Annotated in this window: 14 protein-coding genes; 6 read left to right on the plus strand and 8 right to left on the minus strand. The window is 40.6% G+C overall.

Annotation, left to right across the window (positions count from 1 at the left end; genetic code table 11):
- Positions 1–39 precede the first annotated feature (39 nt).
- Positions 40–399, minus strand: coding sequence for a bifunctional dihydroneopterin aldolase/7,8-dihydroneopterin epimerase (folB, locus tag ACIPUA_RS21630; RefSeq protein ID WP_042846051.1), 360 nt, complete (start codon positions 397–399; stop codon positions 40–42).
- A 108-nt stretch (positions 400–507) separates the two neighbouring features.
- Here folB and plsY point away from each other — a divergent pair, with 108 nt between their 5' ends.
- Together plsY and ACIPUA_RS21640 are read left to right on the plus strand one after the other, a co-directional pair.
- On the plus strand, positions 508–1,164 hold the full coding sequence (gene plsY / locus ACIPUA_RS21635; RefSeq protein ID WP_042846052.1) for a glycerol-3-phosphate 1-O-acyltransferase PlsY: 657 nt from the start codon (positions 508–510) through the stop codon (positions 1,162–1,164).
- Positions 1,165–1,443: 279 nt separating this feature from the next.
- Complete coding sequence (locus ACIPUA_RS21640; protein WP_042846054.1) at positions 1,444–2,976, plus strand: methyl-accepting chemotaxis protein; 1,533 nt, start codon at positions 1,444–1,446, stop codon at positions 2,974–2,976.
- Between the two features lie 41 nt (positions 2,977–3,017).
- Here ACIPUA_RS21640 and tsaD read toward each other — a convergent pair whose 3' ends face one another.
- Positions 3,018–4,037, minus strand: coding sequence for a tRNA (adenosine(37)-N6)-threonylcarbamoyltransferase complex transferase subunit TsaD (gene tsaD / locus ACIPUA_RS21645; RefSeq protein WP_042846055.1), 1,020 nt, complete (start codon positions 4,035–4,037; stop codon positions 3,018–3,020).
- Positions 4,038–4,366: 329 nt separating this feature from the next.
- Between tsaD and rpsU the strand changes: the two genes are divergently transcribed.
- The 3 genes from rpsU to rpoD all read left to right on the plus strand — a co-directional run bounded on the left by rpsU (position 4,367) and on the right by rpoD (position 8,528).
- Positions 4,367–4,582 (plus strand): 30S ribosomal protein S21, encoded by a 216-nt coding sequence (gene rpsU / locus ACIPUA_RS21650; protein ID WP_001144069.1) that lies wholly within the window; start codon positions 4,367–4,369, stop codon positions 4,580–4,582.
- A gap of 170 nt (positions 4,583–4,752) precedes the next feature.
- Positions 4,753–6,498, plus strand: coding sequence for a DNA primase (gene dnaG, locus ACIPUA_RS21655; RefSeq protein ID WP_042846057.1), 1,746 nt, complete (start codon positions 4,753–4,755; stop codon positions 6,496–6,498).
- 101 nt (positions 6,499–6,599) lie between these two features.
- A complete protein-coding gene (rpoD, locus tag ACIPUA_RS21660) occupies positions 6,600–8,528 on the plus strand; it encodes an RNA polymerase sigma factor RpoD (RefSeq protein WP_225833198.1) in 1,929 nt (642 codons plus the stop codon).
- A gap of 60 nt (positions 8,529–8,588) precedes the next feature.
- Here rpoD and ACIPUA_RS21665 read toward each other — a convergent pair whose 3' ends face one another.
- From ACIPUA_RS21665 to ACIPUA_RS21675, 3 genes are all read right to left on the minus strand, one after another.
- Positions 8,589–10,049, minus strand: coding sequence for an MFS transporter (locus ACIPUA_RS21665; protein ID WP_449060130.1), 1,461 nt, complete (start codon positions 10,047–10,049; stop codon positions 8,589–8,591).
- Positions 10,050–10,202: 153 nt separating this feature from the next.
- Complete coding sequence (locus tag ACIPUA_RS21670; protein ID WP_449060131.1) at positions 10,203–10,595, minus strand: hypothetical protein; 393 nt, start codon at positions 10,593–10,595, stop codon at positions 10,203–10,205.
- Complete coding sequence (locus ACIPUA_RS21675; protein ID WP_042846065.1) at positions 10,596–11,927, minus strand: MFS transporter; 1,332 nt, start codon at positions 11,925–11,927, stop codon at positions 10,596–10,598.
- A gap of 99 nt (positions 11,928–12,026) precedes the next feature.
- Between ACIPUA_RS21675 and ACIPUA_RS21680 the strand changes: the two genes are divergently transcribed.
- On the plus strand, positions 12,027–12,926 hold the full coding sequence (locus ACIPUA_RS21680; protein ID WP_048606242.1) for a LysR family transcriptional regulator: 900 nt from the start codon (positions 12,027–12,029) through the stop codon (positions 12,924–12,926).
- A gap of 116 nt (positions 12,927–13,042) precedes the next feature.
- Here the strand turns inward: ACIPUA_RS21680 and ACIPUA_RS21685 are convergent, their stop codons facing one another.
- The 3 genes from ACIPUA_RS21685 to ACIPUA_RS21695 form a co-directional block, all read right to left on the minus strand.
- Entirely contained in the window at positions 13,043–13,342 is a 300-nt protein-coding gene (locus ACIPUA_RS21685) for an HdeA/HdeB family chaperone (RefSeq protein WP_042846068.1), read from the minus strand.
- A gap of 624 nt (positions 13,343–13,966) precedes the next feature.
- Positions 13,967–16,588: a T6SS phospholipase effector Tle1-like catalytic domain-containing protein gene (locus ACIPUA_RS21690; RefSeq protein WP_449060132.1), complete on the minus strand. Its 2,622-nt coding sequence runs from the start codon at positions 16,586–16,588 to the stop codon at positions 13,967–13,969.
- Positions 16,576–17,085, minus strand: a complete 510-nt coding sequence (locus ACIPUA_RS21695) for a DUF3304 domain-containing protein (protein WP_449060133.1) — start codon at positions 17,083–17,085, stop codon at positions 16,576–16,578. The genes ACIPUA_RS21690 and ACIPUA_RS21695 overlap by 13 nt, the downstream gene beginning before the upstream one ends.
- Positions 17,086–17,281: the final 196 nt, after the last annotated feature.

Consider the following 17,281-nt stretch of genomic DNA (forward strand, 5'->3'; position numbering starts at 1 on the left):
CCATGGTCATACTGGCGGTATAACACCGCCAGTCGCCGTTTAAGCGGTTTTAATTCCCCTTTCGATTACTACCCCCACTTGGCGTGCGCGAGCGACTGCGCCCGGCTTAGCCACCCTGATTCGTACCCATGGGCTTTTAAACTGAGTCAATAAGAGCTGAGCGACTTCTTCAGCCACTCGCTCGACTAAACCAAATTTATTTTCCTCTACATAGCTGATAATGGCTTGGCTGACTTGTGCATAATCCAAGCAGTACTCAACATTATCGCTCATAGACGCGCGTTGGTTGTCCCATCCCATTTCGATATCGAGCACTAATTTTTGTTCAATATCTTGTTCCCAGTCATATACACCTATCGTGGTGATGACTGATAATTGTTCAATAAATACGATATCCATCACGTCATTTTCTCATTTATGTACTGAATTGATACCACTTCGGCAAAAATATGCGTATTATCCAAGGCTGAAGTGAATATATGGCCTTAACCGTTTTTGGAGTTAGCTATGAGTGCAACCGCGCTTGGCATGATAATCTTCGCCTATCTATGTGGATCAGTTTCGAGTGCGATACTGATCTGCCGTTTGGCGAGACTACCCGACCCCCGTCAACACGGCTCTGGTAACCCCGGTGCAACTAACGTATTACGTGTCGGTGGCAAAGCTGCCGCTGCTGCTGTTCTTATTTGCGATGTATTAAAAGGTATGGTCCCAGTTTGGCTTGCTTATTATTTAAATGTGCAACCATTCTATCTTGGGTTTGTCGCAATTGCAGCTTGCCTTGGGCATATTTATCCTGTTTTCTTCCATTTTAAAGGCGGGAAAGGCGTTGCTACCGCTTTTGGCTCAATTGCTGCTATTGGTTGGGACTTATCTGGGTTAGTCGCTGGTACATGGTTACTCACTGTACTGCTAAGCGGCTATTCCTCATTAGGGGCAATTGTGAGTGCGCTACTGGCACCATTTTACGTATGGTGGTTTAAGCCTGAATTTACTTTCCCTGTCGCAATGTTATCTTGCTTAGTCCTTGTGCGCCATCATGGCAACATACAACGTCTTTGGCGCGGTCAAGAAAGCCGGATTTGGCAAAAACTAAAAAATAAAAAGCAAAAAACCAATAAAGAAATTGCCCAAGAAGCCAAAGAACAAGAACTCGACGATTAATCCCCCCTCTTTTCTATCATGATAAAAACGAGCTGAAAATTCAGCTCTTTTTTTATCGTTTCATTTTCATCACAGACTGCCTAAAACACCGAATAATAACAGCAGGGTTATATCTCACCTTAAAACTGTACTGGCAGCAATTTGTGCTGCGTTACATTTTTGCCATAACTAGCGCACACTTTTAATAAAAAGTTAATTTATTGCAAATTTATTACTAAGGAATATTTAAAAAGTGTCGACTATATAAAAGCAAAATTAAACAATAATAATGGTATTTATATGAGCAGAACCCCTTATATCACTCAAAATGAACATATGTTAGACGAAAACATCACGTTAATGACTACTAGCGATTTACAAGGCAACATTGTTAGTGCTAATGATTTTTTTGTGCAAGTCAGTGGCTATGAATTAGATGAATTATTAACACGTCCTCACAATATTATTCGTCATCCCGATATGCCTAAAGAAGCTTTTGCTGATATGTGGGCCACATTAAAAAAAGGAGAACCTTGGACCGGCATTGTCAAAAACCGACGTAAAAATGGCGATCACTACTGGGTTAGAGCCAATATCGTCCCGATTAAACGTCAAGGCAAAATTACAGGTTATATGTCGATCCGAACACGCGCGACTCGCCAAGAAATTGCGACTGTTGAACCGCTCTATGCCGCAATGAATCGAAATAAATGTCAGCGTAAAATAGTTAAGGGGCTTGTGCTTTCCAAAAAAATGCCGTTTCACTTCTCCACTTTTTCTACACGTTGGCGCATTCGATTAACCATGAGTTTACTATTGATATTTTGGCTAGTCATGGCGAGCTTAGCTGGGTTACAAGCGCTGCCATTTACCATCGCCAGTGCTTGTACACTTATTACGCTAATTATTGGCAATATTGCCTTTGAAAGAATGCTCGCTAAACCACTGGAAAACATTGCGACACAGGCTTTAAGTATTGCTCGAGGCGAACGCCATAGCATTCACCATATGCAACGTACCGATGAAATAGGGCTGGTTTTACGCTCAATCGGCCAATTGGGGCTAATATGTCGCTGGTTAATCAAAGATGTCTCTGCACAAGTGGATAGTGTACGAAAAGGCAGTGAATCTTTAGTTTCCGATTGCCATGAGCTAGATACCCATACCCAGCAAACAGTCGGTTATATGCAACAAACTGTTGCTACTATGAACCAAATGGCAGTTTCCGTAAAAATGAATGCAGACAACACGGTTCAAGTTGATCAGCTTTCTAATGCAACCAGCGAAACCGCAGTTAGCGGTGGCGCGATGATGGAAGCTGTTGTTGATACCATGGATGAAATTGTCCGTAGTACAAGTAAAATTAATTCAATCACCGATGTCATCAAAGATATCGCTTTTCAAACCAACATATTAGCACTAAATGCCGCTGTAGAAGCCGCTCGCGCAGGTGAGCAAGGCAAAGGCTTTGCTGTGGTTGCTAATGAAGTACGTAGCCTAGCAAGCCGCAGTGCTAGCGCAGTGAATGATATTCGTGAACTCATTAACGATTGCGAAAAGAAAGTTAACTCAGGGAAAGAACAAGTGCACACCGCTGGTGACACGATGAAAGATATCGTCGACCAGATACAAAATGTCACTCAATTAATTACGCATATTAGCCAAGCCACTTCTGAACAAGCCGCTGGCATTGCTGACATTACACAAGCCGTTAGTGAACTAGAAACCATTACGCAGCAAAGCACATTGTTAGTTGAACAAAGCACAGAAACGTCGAACATGGTCAAAGGGCGTTCAATTCGATTAGAAGAAGCGGTTACTGTCTTACATTGATATTTGAGGGATAACAAATGGGCTGCACAGCAGCCCTAATATTATTTTTCTAGCGGAGGTAGTTCAGCAAGTGGCCAACGTGGGCGCACTGTAATACCTAACCCTGTGCTTGCCCCCCCTTTCAAGCGGATAAGACCGGCTAGTGCAATCATCGCGCCGTTATCGGTGCAAAACTCAGGACGTGCATAAAACACTTCGCCCCCACGCTGCTTCAAGACCTCGTCCATTTTTGCTCTTAACGCTCGGTTGGCACTCACCCCACCGGCCATCACTAAACGTTTGAACCCCGTTTGCTCCAGCGCGCGTTTGCATTTGATTGCGAGAGTGTCGACTACCGCATCTTCAAAAGCCCTAGCAATATCAGCTCGGGTTTGGTCGTCATCCGCATTTTCACGGATCGTATTTGCTGCAAAGGTCTTTAAACCTGAAAAGCTGAAATCAAGCCCAGGCCTATCCGTCATTGGTCTTGGAAACACAAAACGCCCTGCGGTGCCTTGTTGTGCCATACGAGATAAAACGGGGCCACCAGGATAGTCTAAACCTAGTAATTTAGCTGTTTTATCAAACGCTTCACCTGCTGCATCATCAATAGATTCACCAAGAAGCGCATATTCACCGACCCCTGTCACGCTTATTAATTGGGTATGCCCACCAGAAACAAGGAGTGCTACAAAGGGAAATTCAGGGCTTTTTTCTTCTAGCATCGGCGCTAGCAAATGGCCTTCCATATGATGAACGGCTACCGCAGGCACATTCCATGCAAAAGCCAATGACCGGCCAACCGTTGCCCCCACCATTAAAGCACCAACCAGCCCTGGTCCAGCAGTATAAGCTACCGCATCGATATCTTCACGAGTCAGGTTAGCTTCTTTCAGCGCGGCCTGAATCAGAGGGACTGTTTTACGGATATGATCGCGGGAAGCCAATTCCGGTACTACGCCACCATAATCGGCATGCACTTTAATTTGGCTGTATAATTGATTAGCCATTAGGCCAAGCTCATCATCATAGATTGCGATACCAGTTTCATCGCAAGAGGTTTCGATACCTAAAACACGCATTGCACTACCCTTGTTTATTGCATGACCGCAAGTCTATCACTATTTTCGCTCAATCGCGTAATTAATGTTGTCAAAAGGCTGACTTTCATTGCTGTATAGTCTATAATCAGCCCCCTGTAATAAAAATTTCGTGTGGCTAATTCTCATTATTATCTGGTTTTGTTTACTTTTTCATCGAACAAGCAACAAATCAGGTGATCTTGTGTGATTCAATTTTATACGGCACTTTACAAACCCGTACTCATTGAAGTAAAATTCCGCACCATTTTAAATGAAGGCTGGTGAATCAATACCAGCAACAAACCGATTTCTATTGAGGTGAGAGGCACATGCCGGTAATTAAAGTACGTGAAAACGAGCCATTCGACGTTGCACTACGTCGTTTCAAACGTTCCTGTGAAAAAGCAGGGGTTTTAGCTGAAGTTCGTCGTCGTGAATTCTATGAAAAACCAACGACTGAACGTAAACGCGCTAAAGCATCTGCTGTAAAGCGTCACGCTAAGAAACTGGCTCGCGAAAACGCACGCCGTACTCGTCTGTACTAGTTGATTGCGGTGAAAACCGCATTCATAAGTAGACGATAGCTAATACAAAACTTTAGTTTCTCTCGTAGTCACTCAGTTTCGTAGTAGTAAATAGCTAAGCAGTTAAAGGCCGTGCTTTCCTCAAGGAAGCGCGGCTTATTATCGTTCATCAACAGGCGAAAAAGAGGCTTATGGCTGGACGAATTCCGCGTTCATTTATCAATGACTTGTTAGCAAGAACAGACATCATTGATTTAGTCGATGCAAAAGTCCCGTTAAAAAAACAGGGTAAAAATCATCACGCTTGTTGTCCGTTCCATAATGAGAAAACCCCTTCTTTTACTGTTAACAGTGAAAGGCAGTTTTATTATTGTTTTGGTTGTGGAGCCCACGGCAACGCTATCGATTTTTTAATGAATTATGACAAACTTGATTTTGTCGAAGCAATTGAAGAACTATCAGCACTGCATGGTCTTGATGTACCTTATGAAAAAGGGACTGGAGCAAGCCAAATAGAACTACATCAACGGCAAAACCTGTATCAGTTGATGGAGAAAATTAATCAATTTTACTGCGCTGCCTTAAATCATCCCTCGGCTAGTAAAGCCATAGATTATTTAAGCCAACGTGGTTTAAGTGCCGAAATTATTGAGCATTTTTCAATTGGTTTCGCCCCTGCGGGGTGGGATAATTTACTCAAGAAATTCGCAGTAAACCCAGAAAGTCGCAAACAGCTTGATGATGCAGGCATGTTAGTGACCAATGATAACGGTCGAATCTATGACCGCTTTAGAGAGCGGGTCATGTTCCCAATTAGGGATAGGCGCGGTCGAGTGATTGCATTTGGTGGGCGGGTTTTAGGGGATGCATTACCTAAATACTTAAACTCCCCCGAAACAGATATTTTCCATAAAGGCCGTCAGTTATTTGGCCTATATGAAGCGACACAAAATAATAATGAATTAGCTAAGTTGTTGGTTGTTGAAGGTTATATGGATGTTGTTGCCCTTGCCCAGTATGATATCCGCTACGCGGTTGCCTCATTGGGAACATCGACAACATCAGAACATATTCAGCTACTTTATCGTTCTACAGATACTGTTATCTGCTGTTATGATGGAGACCGAGCTGGCCGAGAAGCTGCATGGCGGGCGCTGGAAACAGCTCTTCCTTATCTAACTGACGGCCGCCAACTTCGTTTTATGTTTTTACCCGATGGTGAAGACCCCGATTCATTAGTACGCAAAGAAGGTAAAGAGTCTTTTGAGCAACGCATGAAAGATGCTCAAACACTTTCTGCATTTTTATTTGATTCACTTGTGCCACAAGTTGACCTGAAAACTCAAGAAGGGAAAGCAAAATTTAGTAAACTTGCTATCCCATTGATTAAACAGATACCGGGCGAAACTCTGCGCCTTTATATGGCTCAAGAGCTAGGAAATTTTATTGGTATACCGGATATTTCTCAGGTTCTTGCTATGATTGATAGAGAGAGCAAAGAACCAGTTAACTATCAGGCACCAAAATTAAAACCAACCACAATGCGAATATTAATCGCGCTGTTGGTACAAAATCCGAACTTTTCGGAACTCGTTCCCTCATTGGAGGGAATTGCCCATATTCAAATGCCGGGGCTTTCTCTATTTCAGGAATTGGTTGATGTATGCCGTTCCACCCCCGGGATGACTACTGGGCAGTTGCTAGAGCGTTATCGTGATAATAAATTTTCGAAACAGCTTGAAAAACTAGCAACATGGAACGATATAGAAATAGAGGAGATAGCGGAAAATACCTTTATAGATGCCTTAAATCATCTATTTAATAGCGCACTTGACGAACGTTTCGACTATTTAATAGCAAAAGAACGAACTGAAGGGCTGACCCCAGAAGAGCGCGAAGAAGTCCGCTTAATCACTCTCTCAAGAGTGAAAACATAATATAACCAAGACAGAATTAATATTTAAAACGGCTTAAGTGCCGATAAACACAAGGCAGATGCCTGTAAAACGCTACGAAAAATAAAGGGCGTAGCGAAATAATAAATGTTCCCTTTGTATGTTCTTGTTGGCCGAATGTTTCGCCGACCGACACCAATCTAAATACTCAGAAGTGTGGATACCGTCTTATGGAGCAAAACCCGCAGTCGCAGCTTAAGCTACTCGTAACCAAGGGTAAAGAGCAAGGTTACTTAACCTATGCCGAGGTCAACGACCATCTGCCGGAAGATATCGTCGATTCAGATCAAATCGAAGATATCATTCAGATGATTAATGACATGGGCATCCAGGTCATGGAAGAAGCACCTGATGCCGATGATTTAATTTTGGCTGAGAATACTTCCGATACTGATGAAGATGCAGCAGAAGCCGCTGCACAAGTGCTGTCCAGTGTTGAAAGTGAAATTGGCCGTACAACTGACCCAGTGCGCATGTATATGCGTGAAATGGGGACTGTCGAGCTTCTCACCAGAGAAGGCGAAATCGACATCGCAAAACGTATTGAAGATGGGATTAATCAGGTTCAGTGCTCTGTGGCTGAATATCCTGAAGCTATCACTTATCTTCTTGAGCAATACGACCGCGTTGAAGCAGGTGAAAGTCGTTTATCTGACTTAATCACTGGCTTTGTTGACCCTAATGCGGAAGAAGACCTCGCACCAACAGCAACACATGTTGGTTCTGAATTGCCACAAGAAGAATTAGATAAAGACGAAGAAGACGAAGAAGAGGAAGAGGAAGAAGAAGAGGACGATAACAGCATCGACCCTGAATTAGCTCGCCAAAAATTCTCTGACCTTCGTGAGCAATACGAAAAAACGCGTCAACATATTAAGCAATATGGTCGTAGTGATGCGAAAACAGCGGCAGCCATTGAACAGCTTTCAGAGGTGTTCAAAGAATTCCGCTTAGTACCAAAACAATTTGACTACTTAGTCAATAACATGCGTGAAATGATGGATAGAGTTCGTACTCAAGAACGTACCATCATGAAACTGTGTGTTGAACAATGCAAAATGCCAAAGAAAAACTTCATCACTTTATTCAGCGGCAATGAAACAAGTGAGACTTGGTTAACCGCTGCAAAAGCGATGAACAAACCTTGGTCTGAAAAACTGATTGAAGTTGAAGAAGAAATTCTGCGTTGTTTACAAAGATTGCGTCATATTGAAGAAGAAACAGGCCTGACGATTGAACAGGTGAAAGATATCAACCGTCGTATGTCTATCGGTGAGGCAAAAGCGCGCCGTGCGAAAAAAGAGATGGTTGAAGCGAACTTGCGTTTGGTTATTTCTATCGCGAAGAAATATACCAACCGTGGCTTGCAGTTCCTTGACCTCATTCAAGAAGGTAACATCGGTCTGATGAAAGCCGTTGATAAGTTTGAATATCGCCGTGGTTATAAGTTCTCAACTTATGCAACTTGGTGGATACGTCAGGCTATCACGCGTTCAATCGCTGACCAAGCACGTACTATCCGTATCCCGGTTCATATGATTGAAACTATCAATAAACTGAACCGTATCTCTCGTCAAATGCTGCAAGAAATGGGCCGTGAGCCATCGCCAGAAGAACTGGCAGAACGCATGCTAATGCCGGAAGATAAAATTCGTAAAGTCCTGAAGATTGCTAAAGAGCCAATCTCAATGGAAACGCCTATCGGTGATGATGAAGATTCACATTTAGGTGATTTTATTGAAGATACCACTTTAGAACTGCCTTTAGACTCTGCGACATCGGAAAGCTTACGCTCTGCAACTCATGAAGTATTAGCAGGTTTAACTGCTCGTGAAGCGAAAGTTCTACGTATGCGTTTTGGTATCGATATGAATACCGATCACACCCTTGAGGAAGTCGGTAAACAGTTTGACGTTACCCGTGAGCGTATTCGTCAGATTGAAGCAAAAGCATTACGTAAATTACGTCATCCAAGCCGCTCAGAAGTGCTACGCAGCTTCCTTGATGAATAATTTATTATTTAACACCTGCTTCGGCAGGTGTTTTTTTATGCATACTAATTCACCATAAAACTATTTAGCCCACCTCACTTTTACCATTAGGCATAATGTTGCCAGAATAGCCATTGCTCCGCCTAACATCGCCAAATTAAAACCGGACACAAAGGCTGACCGAGTAATTTGCTCAATAAACAAAGATGGAACGCGAGAGGAAGTTTGAATCAACTGTTCGATTTCCTGTACCGATAGGATACCAACTAGCCTGTCATCATAGCGTAATTTACCAATGGCATGCTGGGTCATTAATGTCCCTAACAAAGCAATTCCTAACGTCATACCAGTTTGCCGCAATGCATTCATAACCGCGGATGCAATTCCCGAATAGGCTTTTTCAACACTAGCCATCACTAATGCACCAATTGCAGGCGTCGACATTCCCATCCCTGCACCTAATATAAATAATATCACCGCAATCGGAGGATAGGCTGTTTCAGAATTAACACGCGTGAATAATAAGGAAGCGAAAGCAATAAAAATAAAGCCTAGGATCATCAGATTTCTGACGCTCATATAGCGCGATAGTTTACTAAATGAGAATGAAAAAATGGCCATAGCAATAAACTCTGGCGCCATTCTTATTCCCGCATCAAACGCTCCCCACCCCTGTCCTTTTTGTAAAAATAGGGCGATAAAAAATACATTGCTATAAGTCGCAAAACCGAGCGCAAAAGAAGCCATATTATATTGAAAGAAAAAAGGGTTCTGTTTGAATAGAAAAATCGGCAATAATGGCCTCTCTATGCGACGTTCAACATAGATAAACCCGATACTCGCTATTACTGAGATAATTAATCCGCTAAGTGTTATATAATTTCCCCAGCCTTGCTCACCAGCTTCTATCAAAGCAAAAGTTAATCCACCTAAAGCCACAATGCTCAAACTTTGCCCTATTGGGTCTAATGCAGCTTTGTCAGGGTCAGCACTTTCTTGAATACCTAACCAGCCTAATAATAATGTCAGCAACCCGATTGGAATATTGATCCAAAAGATCGTTGTCCAATTGAAGCTATCAACTAAAAAACCACCTAAAATTGGGCCAATGATCAGAGACAGTGCACTCACTGCTGACCAAATGCCAATAATTCTTATCCGTTCAATATCATTGGTAAATGCTTGGGAAATTATAGAAAGAGCCCCGGGAATTAACGCAGCGGCTGCTATCCCTTGTATTGCCCTACCTGTAATCAATATTTCAGGGGATGTTGACAATGCACAGATAGCCGAGCCTAAAGTAAAAATGACAATGCCTATTAACCATACTTTCTTTCGCCCATAACGATCACTTATTGGCCCTACAGAAAGAAGTAATGCCGATAAACATAGTGCATAAGCATCAATAACCCATTGTAGCATCGACATACTCACGTTTAATTCACGCCCAATAGCTGGTAATGCAACATTCACGATACTGATATCTAGCGTTGCCATAAAGGTGCCTAAACAAACTGCTAAGATCAAAAAAAGCCGTCTCATTTTATTTTCCTCGTCCCGATCATGGCAACATGATAATACTCGACCGACCGACGGTCAATTAAAATGAGAACAAATATCATTTGAATGTTTTATCTTTTTTACTTATAAAAAAACGACCTTAAGGTCGTTTTATGTGAACATGAGTTTTAATCTTTATGCTACTGGTGTTTCATGAAGATAAACCCAATAGCATTTCTCTGCTTCAACTCTAATACATGCAGTTGAAATTCTTAATGTTTCAACCCCATCATTAAGCTGTTTTTCTTGATATTGCACCCAGCAATACTGGTTATCTTCGTGTAACGGAAGCATATTAAGGCACCTTGTACTAAATGAAGTTTTGTTGCCTACATTACTGCTAAATAATGTGTTCACTTTATCAAGCCCAATACTTTGCCCTTGAATTGTGACCATTTTAAAGTTGTCATCAAAACTGGCTAATAGAGGGGCTAAACTTTTATCGTCATCACGGCCAGTAAATACATTTTCAATTAAAGTATGCAGGTCAACCACGCTTTGCAGCGCTTTTTTCATTGTTTCGCTCATTTATTTTTCCTTTATGACTGAAATTAACGAGAATAGCCCAAGTATTGAAGCAATTAAAAATGTATATTGGTAACGTAGTAAATCACTAGAAAAAGTAGTTAAACTAAATATAGAAATTAATACCACCGCCCCAACACTAAACGCCACTTGGCGATTAATATTCCATAACACACTACCTTGTAGTAAATCTTTATCTTTAAAGTCCATCAATGAGCTAATTTGTGCGGTATTCGTGCATAAACCTCCACCTGTTCCCATTAATAGATAAGCAATAACAAGTAAGCTTAATTGATCTAAATTCGATACCCAGTAGAGAAAAAATATTCCCAAACTGTGTAGTAAAATTCCAATAACAAATAACTGCTTTTTCCCGATACGCTGATACAGTTTCCCGCCACTAGTCATTGAAACTAAAGCGCCTACAGCATACAGCACCATAAATAGCCCTGTCTGCCCCGCACTAAACCCAAGGTTCACTTGTAAGTTAAATATATTCAGTAAATTTACGCCTGTAAAAACCCCCGGTACTGCATAATAAACAATAAAAGCAGTACGTAGGTTCGCATTCTTTAATAACTGAAAATTTAGAATAGGTTCACGGCATTTCTTTGCGTATTGTAGGTAAAAAATAAATACTAATACTGAAACCGTAAAGCTCAATATGGCTAATGAAATACTGTGATAATCGTTGTAGAACGAAAATGACAATAATAAACATAATAAACTGATACTCACCATTAATAGACCTAAAATATCAGGTTTTTCTCTGGTTTTCTTACTCTCATTTTTTACCCATATCCAAGCAAGAAATGCAGTTAATAATGAAAAAGGAAGATTCGAATAAAAAATCCAATTCCACGATAAAGAATCAATAATTAAGCCACCTATTGCAGGTGAAAATGCAGGTGCTATTAACGCAACCGTCATTATCAAGGTAGAGATCCGTTGGCGATCATTATTTGGAAATAATGCAAAAACTAATGCCTGACCGACCGGTATTAATAATCCCCCTGCCATTCCTTGCGTAAAACGCCAAAAAATTAATTGATAAATTGATCCACTCGCCCCACTTAACCACACAGCTAAAGAAAAAAGCAGCATTGAATAACACAATAATTTTCGGTGACCTAGCCTACCCGCAAGCCACAAACTCATTGGCATCACCAAAACGAGTCCTAAAATATAAGCATTTGCTACCCAAGCCACCTGAGATTGGCTGGCTGAAAATGAAAATGCGATATCAGGTAAGGCAATAGCCGACATAAAAATGTTAATACAATCAATAAAGAAACCAAGTAAAAAGACTGTCGCTATTTTGTATCGATAAGTCATACACTTCCTCCGGTGGCAAAGAATAGAGTTAGGGTCTTTCTTTGTCGATGCAAAGGAAGTAAAATCATTGTTTAATAAAAACAAACAATCGACTCTATTATGCAAAAAAATTTCAAGCAGATTATTAGCTTTCTACAAGTGGTTGATTCCGGTTCATTCACTAAAGCCGCAGATATTTTAGGGCTAAGCCGTTCTATGGTTAGTGTCGATATCAAGCAATTAGAAGCTCAGCTTAATGTCAGCTTGTTAACACGAAATACACGAAATATTGCATTAACAGAGGTGGGAAAACATTTTTATGACGACTTTAAACGTATTCAAAGCCAAATAGATGAAGCTTTCGAAAGAAGCCAAAATTTAGGCACTAATATTGCGGGTCTACTGCGTTTTTCATCAACGAGTGAATTTGGCCAACGTTTTATTTTACCGCTACTCCCTGAGTTTTGCCGTCTTTATCCTAAACTAAGGTTACAATATTCATTTAACTCATCCTTAGACGACCTCATCACAGAAAAACTCGATTTATCCATTCGATTAGGTAATTTAAAAAACTCATCCCTTAAAATGAAAAAATTAGGTGAATATGAGATTTTCTTAGTCGCCACCTCTGAATTTCTAAAAAAATATCCGATCAAACAACTTACGGATTTAGCCAATGTTCCATGGATTAACCATGCATTATTAAACTGGCAAGATCCTCAATATTTTTTACAGAATTCAAAAAATGAAAAATATTACTTACCTTTAATTAAAAATCAGTATGAGTCTAATTCTGCAGCTGTTATTCACCATATGGTGTTAGCTTCTTTAGGTATCGCAATATGCCCTGCTTGGATGGTTGATGATGACTTACAGCATGGTCGTTTAGTCCATGTATTACCCGAATACCGCTTACCGAAACAAAATATTCAATTACTTTATCCAAATACTTTTGTTTTACCTGCTAAGACACGGGCATTTATCGATTTTTTAGCCGATAAATTAGCCGTAAATAAATAAAAGTATAAAGATCGATTCGATATTTCGAAAATATAGTTTCTAATCTACCACAGTATCAAAACTCATTTTTCTGGTTGGTAATAGCTATTATGCCCTCCATGGCATAATAGTTTGCTTTATTTCTTAGATGCTAAATAATCTTGCAGAGTGCCTTCCGGTTTTTTCTTACAAAACTCAACAATTTGAGGGACTTCAGCAACACTTTGCTCTGTTAACGCAACATAATCTCCACCTTTAAATTGCGTTTCTTGGTTTGTTACCCATAACGCAACAGGTGCCCAGCTTTGAGGGTCTAAATTAATAAATTGCTGACAAGTCATATTTTCAGGTGTAACTGTATTGTTGTCTGCAGCCATTGAGTTAAATGAAATTGTAGACACTGCAAATAATACGCTAGATATAATAACCTTTCTCATTTTGAACTCCTTTAAAAAATTTAAAACACAGAATTATGTGGCAAGGTATTATTAGCATATTATTTATGAAAATTACATATTCTAATTTTGATAGTTAAAATAATACAGGATTAAAAATTCAAGCAATAAATAATAAAAACAAATAATCACGAAGGTAAATCTTAATTAGAGCATCTGTATAAGATTTATTTTTTATAAAAAAAGCCACTTATAAAAATTGGCTATAATATTGCATTATGCTGTTTTTACTTCCATTTCCGCGGGGTCTTTAATAAGTTCGTTTATAAAGAAGAAATAAATCAATGAAGCAAGAAATGCGACAGTTGCACAAACCACAAGCGCTAAAGTGAATGAATGGGTTTGGTCAATAATAATAGCATTTTATAAAACAATGAATTAGCCTGATATAACAAGGCTTAGAGGTATGTCACTTGATTTTATAATGATAAAAAATGACCAACGTAATAAGTGGTACTTTTTACGGTAGAAAAGGATGGTTTAAACTGTTTGAGAGGATTTTGGAGTTGAGTGCCTAAGTCACGTTACGCTTAAGCACCCTTATATTAAATAAAACAACAAACTGAAGAAAAATAGGCAGATAGACATAACCACCAAAAATAAAGGCTAAGAAACAAAAGTACCATTCGCTATTTTTTGTATATTCGCATATATTTTGGCTTCTCTATCGTCTTTTCGTTGCTGAACCAACGGTTTCAGTTGTGCAATAAATTCATGAGTTGATGGCGGCAATTGACTATCATTAACAGGAATTTCTTGCCCTGTCGTACGGTGGTAAATTTTGACCCCATAGGTTGGATGGTGAGCAAAAACAGCCATATCTTGCAAATGTTTTTCAACACCAAGCACATGGTCGCCATCAAAACGCAATTGTACGGCTTTATTCCACTTATTCCCAAAGTAAATCATTCTTGATAAAAAATAACTGCCAAACGGCTCTCTCACACCACTTTCAGAATGCATAAACCACGCTCGAGAATCGTGGATATAGTTATCATATAAATCAATCAGAGAATCCACTTTAGGATCGGGTCGACCTATGAAAAACTGTTCAAATTTATAACGCCCAGTATCTTTGAATTTTAAATATTCGTATGCCTCATTCTGATATGTATAAATATAAGCACTGCGCGCAAGAAGAGGATCGACTTTTTGTAAAAGATATTTCGCTTGTAAACTGGTTGCTGCATCAAAACTGTATTCAGGTAACGTTTCGCAATGTGTGGTCGGAAAGGGTTCGGTGATACCTTCTTTAGCGAAGAAACCCGCATTAGACGATTGCAAGTGACGAATTTCAATGATGCATTCGTCTCTCGTTTTTCTATTTTCAGGCGTAAATAAAGGGGCTGGCCGAGGTCTACGCTCATAGTCTGCTGCAAATTCCAATGCGGCTTCCCAAAGCTGTCCTCGTGCATTATCGGCATCAAACAACGGAGAGCCGATGAAATTTCCACTTGGGAACCAATCTTTATCATTTCTATGCTTAGCAATTTCATCATTGCGTATTTTTTCAATACGTTGAGCTTCTCTTGATACAAGAGTCCATTGCTCTGCCAATGCATCTTGTGCTTGTTGACTATACCCAGTTTCATTAGGTTGAGCTTGAATTTTCGGGTGTTGAGGCGCCTGCTGAAAAAAAGGTTGTGACACTATGTTCATCGGGGATGAGATAGGGGATGCAAAGCGCATAATTCGCCACCCCGTTATCCAACTGAGTTGATCTTCCATGATTTGCTCTAAGCACACCGTTTCAAAGCGAAATGGAGAATAGATAGGACAGTCTGATAAATCAGACTCTTGTTGAGTATCAATCAACGTGGTGGATAGCCAATGGTTAAACGTCGAAATCAATTTTAAGGAAAAATCGAATTCTTTTACTGTAGCATCATTCATTTTCCGGAATGAATACCACTGCTGATAATCGGCATGTATCTGGCTAAAAACATCAGGATGGACCGCTAATGGGGCACCGGCTTCAATTGCTGCAGCGTACATATCGTGTAGCGCGATTTGAGACAATACCTCTCCCTCATTATCTCGGGATTTGCCTTGGTCGCCCATCGGATACCCCCCCCCGACATCCGAATGCATGCCGGGGTAAACCACTTCCACGGTGTTAGGTAAATAATTCCCGACCTCAGTACGGATTGAATCGAGTGAAAATGCCTGTCGCTGCTCATGTGCCGCGACAAAGTGACAACATTTTTTAATCAACCCTGATTGCGGTAAGGGTTGCGTTTGCCCCGCCCAACCGTTATGCCCTGTAAATCCCGGCACGACGTTGGCTATCCCCACCGCAGGAACGGTATCAAAAATGCCTAAAAACTCGACCGAGACCTTGACACCCAATAGCGTTCCAGCGGGAAACCCTAACAGATTGGACGATAACAGTTCATCTAACCAACTCACAAACGCCCGAGCTTCCGCTGCACCACGAGAAAAACCATAGACAAACAATTTAATGGCGACAATTTTACATTGAGAGTCGGGCACTTTTTTCTTAATCGGCTCTAGCAGTTTCTCTATAGCATGTAAGCGTGCGGTCTGTTGATTATTATTTGGCGAAACCGCATCTAAATATGCCTGGTTGACTCGATTGTAATTATGCCCAGGAATTGTCCTTTCAATAATAGCAGCTTGTTTAGAAATCAATGAGGCTTTATTGCTTGGTGATGTGGAGTCCATCGTCTGAATTGCTTTTTTCATGACGCCATTACCGATGAAGTTTTTTGTTACTGCATGATGTAATGTATTACACAGTTGAACTAATCCCCAGTTAATGCGGTCTTCACCTCCAACCGCAAACTGCAACCCCGAAGAATAATAATCATACGTCCCAATTTGAGGGAATGGCGTACCGACGCCCGGAATGTAATAAGCATAAAACCCACTCTCATTGGCCTGACGGTTTTCGGGGGCACTGGCATGATACAGTTTAGCCACATTGGATGGATGCGGTGGTGTACTGCTTGTGTCATTCGGCTCATTGTTATTGGTGCCATCAAAAAACAAGCTGATATGTAAACTTTTACAACACGAATTTTTTAATTTCCGATAACAGTCACTCCGATGTCGAGATTCTTCTTGTCTTATTTTTTCAATATTCTTAGTTAACTGCTCTTTTGTCAGTTTTAACCGTCCATCAAGCGGAAATTCAGGGGGAACCCAACAAGGGTCACCTTGAGTTGAGATTTGGTCTTTTTGAGGGGCGATAATCATTGAGGACATTGTGCGGGCTCCGGTTGGTCAAAGGGGTCTTTAATTGGGTGGTCTGGATGCTCAATGCCATGGCACGTCGCAGTGACTTTCACTTGTTGGCACGGTAAGAAGTGGACTTGTAATCCACAAGAATCGTCATATTCCGGAATAGTCACGGTAGTCTGATATTGCCGGTAATTGGCTTTATATCTTTTTATATAATCCTTGTAGTTGGGATCACTGTATTCAGGAAAATCTTTAGGAAAAGGGTCAGGATTAACTTCCCACTTGATATTGACCTGCATATTGGGCTGCCATATTTCAGGTAGCATGATGCAGCACGTAAACCCCCCGGTTCGACCCCGATAGCCATTGACTGAAAACCAATTGATATTGGTATCTGCCACATGGTTATACCCCAATAAATTCGCCCCCACATAGGCGATGTTCTCTTTCGGTTTCTCGTCAGGCGAACACCCTAAAATAAAGAGTGGAAGAATGAAAAAAGCTAAAGTACACACTCTCATGTACAGTTCCTGTTCATTGGAAATAAAAAATAGTATCGTACACTTAAGGTAAATTATCTATTATTGAATGGATTTAATTCAATTTTTTTCTCGTTTCTTATAAGCAAGATCCATTATGTTAAACGGGTGAGTCAGTTAGTTAAAATCGCCCGCTCCCCCCAATCAAAGCCACTCAAAACAATTTTAAGACACGAAC

This window comes from Providencia sp. AGC89, from assembly GCF_053543535.1.

Coding starts and splice junctions, on each gene's coding strand:
- folB (WP_042846051.1), bottom strand. CDS start 399: ATGGATATCGTATTTATTGAACAATTATCAGTCATCACCACGATAGGT.
- plsY (WP_042846052.1), top strand. CDS start 508: ATGAGTGCAACCGCGCTTGGCATGATAATCTTCGCCTATCTATGTGGA.
- ACIPUA_RS21640 (WP_042846054.1), top strand. CDS start 1,444: ATGAGCAGAACCCCTTATATCACTCAAAATGAACATATGTTAGACGAA.
- tsaD (WP_042846055.1), bottom strand. CDS start 4,037: ATGCGTGTTTTAGGTATCGAAACCTCTTGCGATGAAACTGGTATCGCA.
- rpsU (WP_001144069.1), top strand. CDS start 4,367: ATGCCGGTAATTAAAGTACGTGAAAACGAGCCATTCGACGTTGCACTA.
- dnaG (WP_042846057.1), top strand. CDS start 4,753: ATGGCTGGACGAATTCCGCGTTCATTTATCAATGACTTGTTAGCAAGA.
- ACIPUA_RS21665 (WP_449060130.1), bottom strand. CDS start 10,049: ATGAGACGGCTTTTTTTGATCTTAGCAGTTTGTTTAGGCACCTTTATG.
- ACIPUA_RS21670 (WP_449060131.1), bottom strand. CDS start 10,595: ATGAGCGAAACAATGAAAAAAGCGCTGCAAAGCGTGGTTGACCTGCAT.
- ACIPUA_RS21675 (WP_042846065.1), bottom strand. CDS start 11,927: ATGACTTATCGATACAAAATAGCGACAGTCTTTTTACTTGGTTTCTTT.
- ACIPUA_RS21680 (WP_048606242.1), top strand. CDS start 12,027: ATGCAAAAAAATTTCAAGCAGATTATTAGCTTTCTACAAGTGGTTGAT.
- ACIPUA_RS21685 (WP_042846068.1), bottom strand. CDS start 13,342: ATGAGAAAGGTTATTATATCTAGCGTATTATTTGCAGTGTCTACAATT.
- ACIPUA_RS21690 (WP_449060132.1), bottom strand. CDS start 16,588: ATGTCCTCAATGATTATCGCCCCTCAAAAAGACCAAATCTCAACTCAA.
- ACIPUA_RS21695 (WP_449060133.1), bottom strand. CDS start 17,085: ATGAGAGTGTGTACTTTAGCTTTTTTCATTCTTCCACTCTTTATTTTA.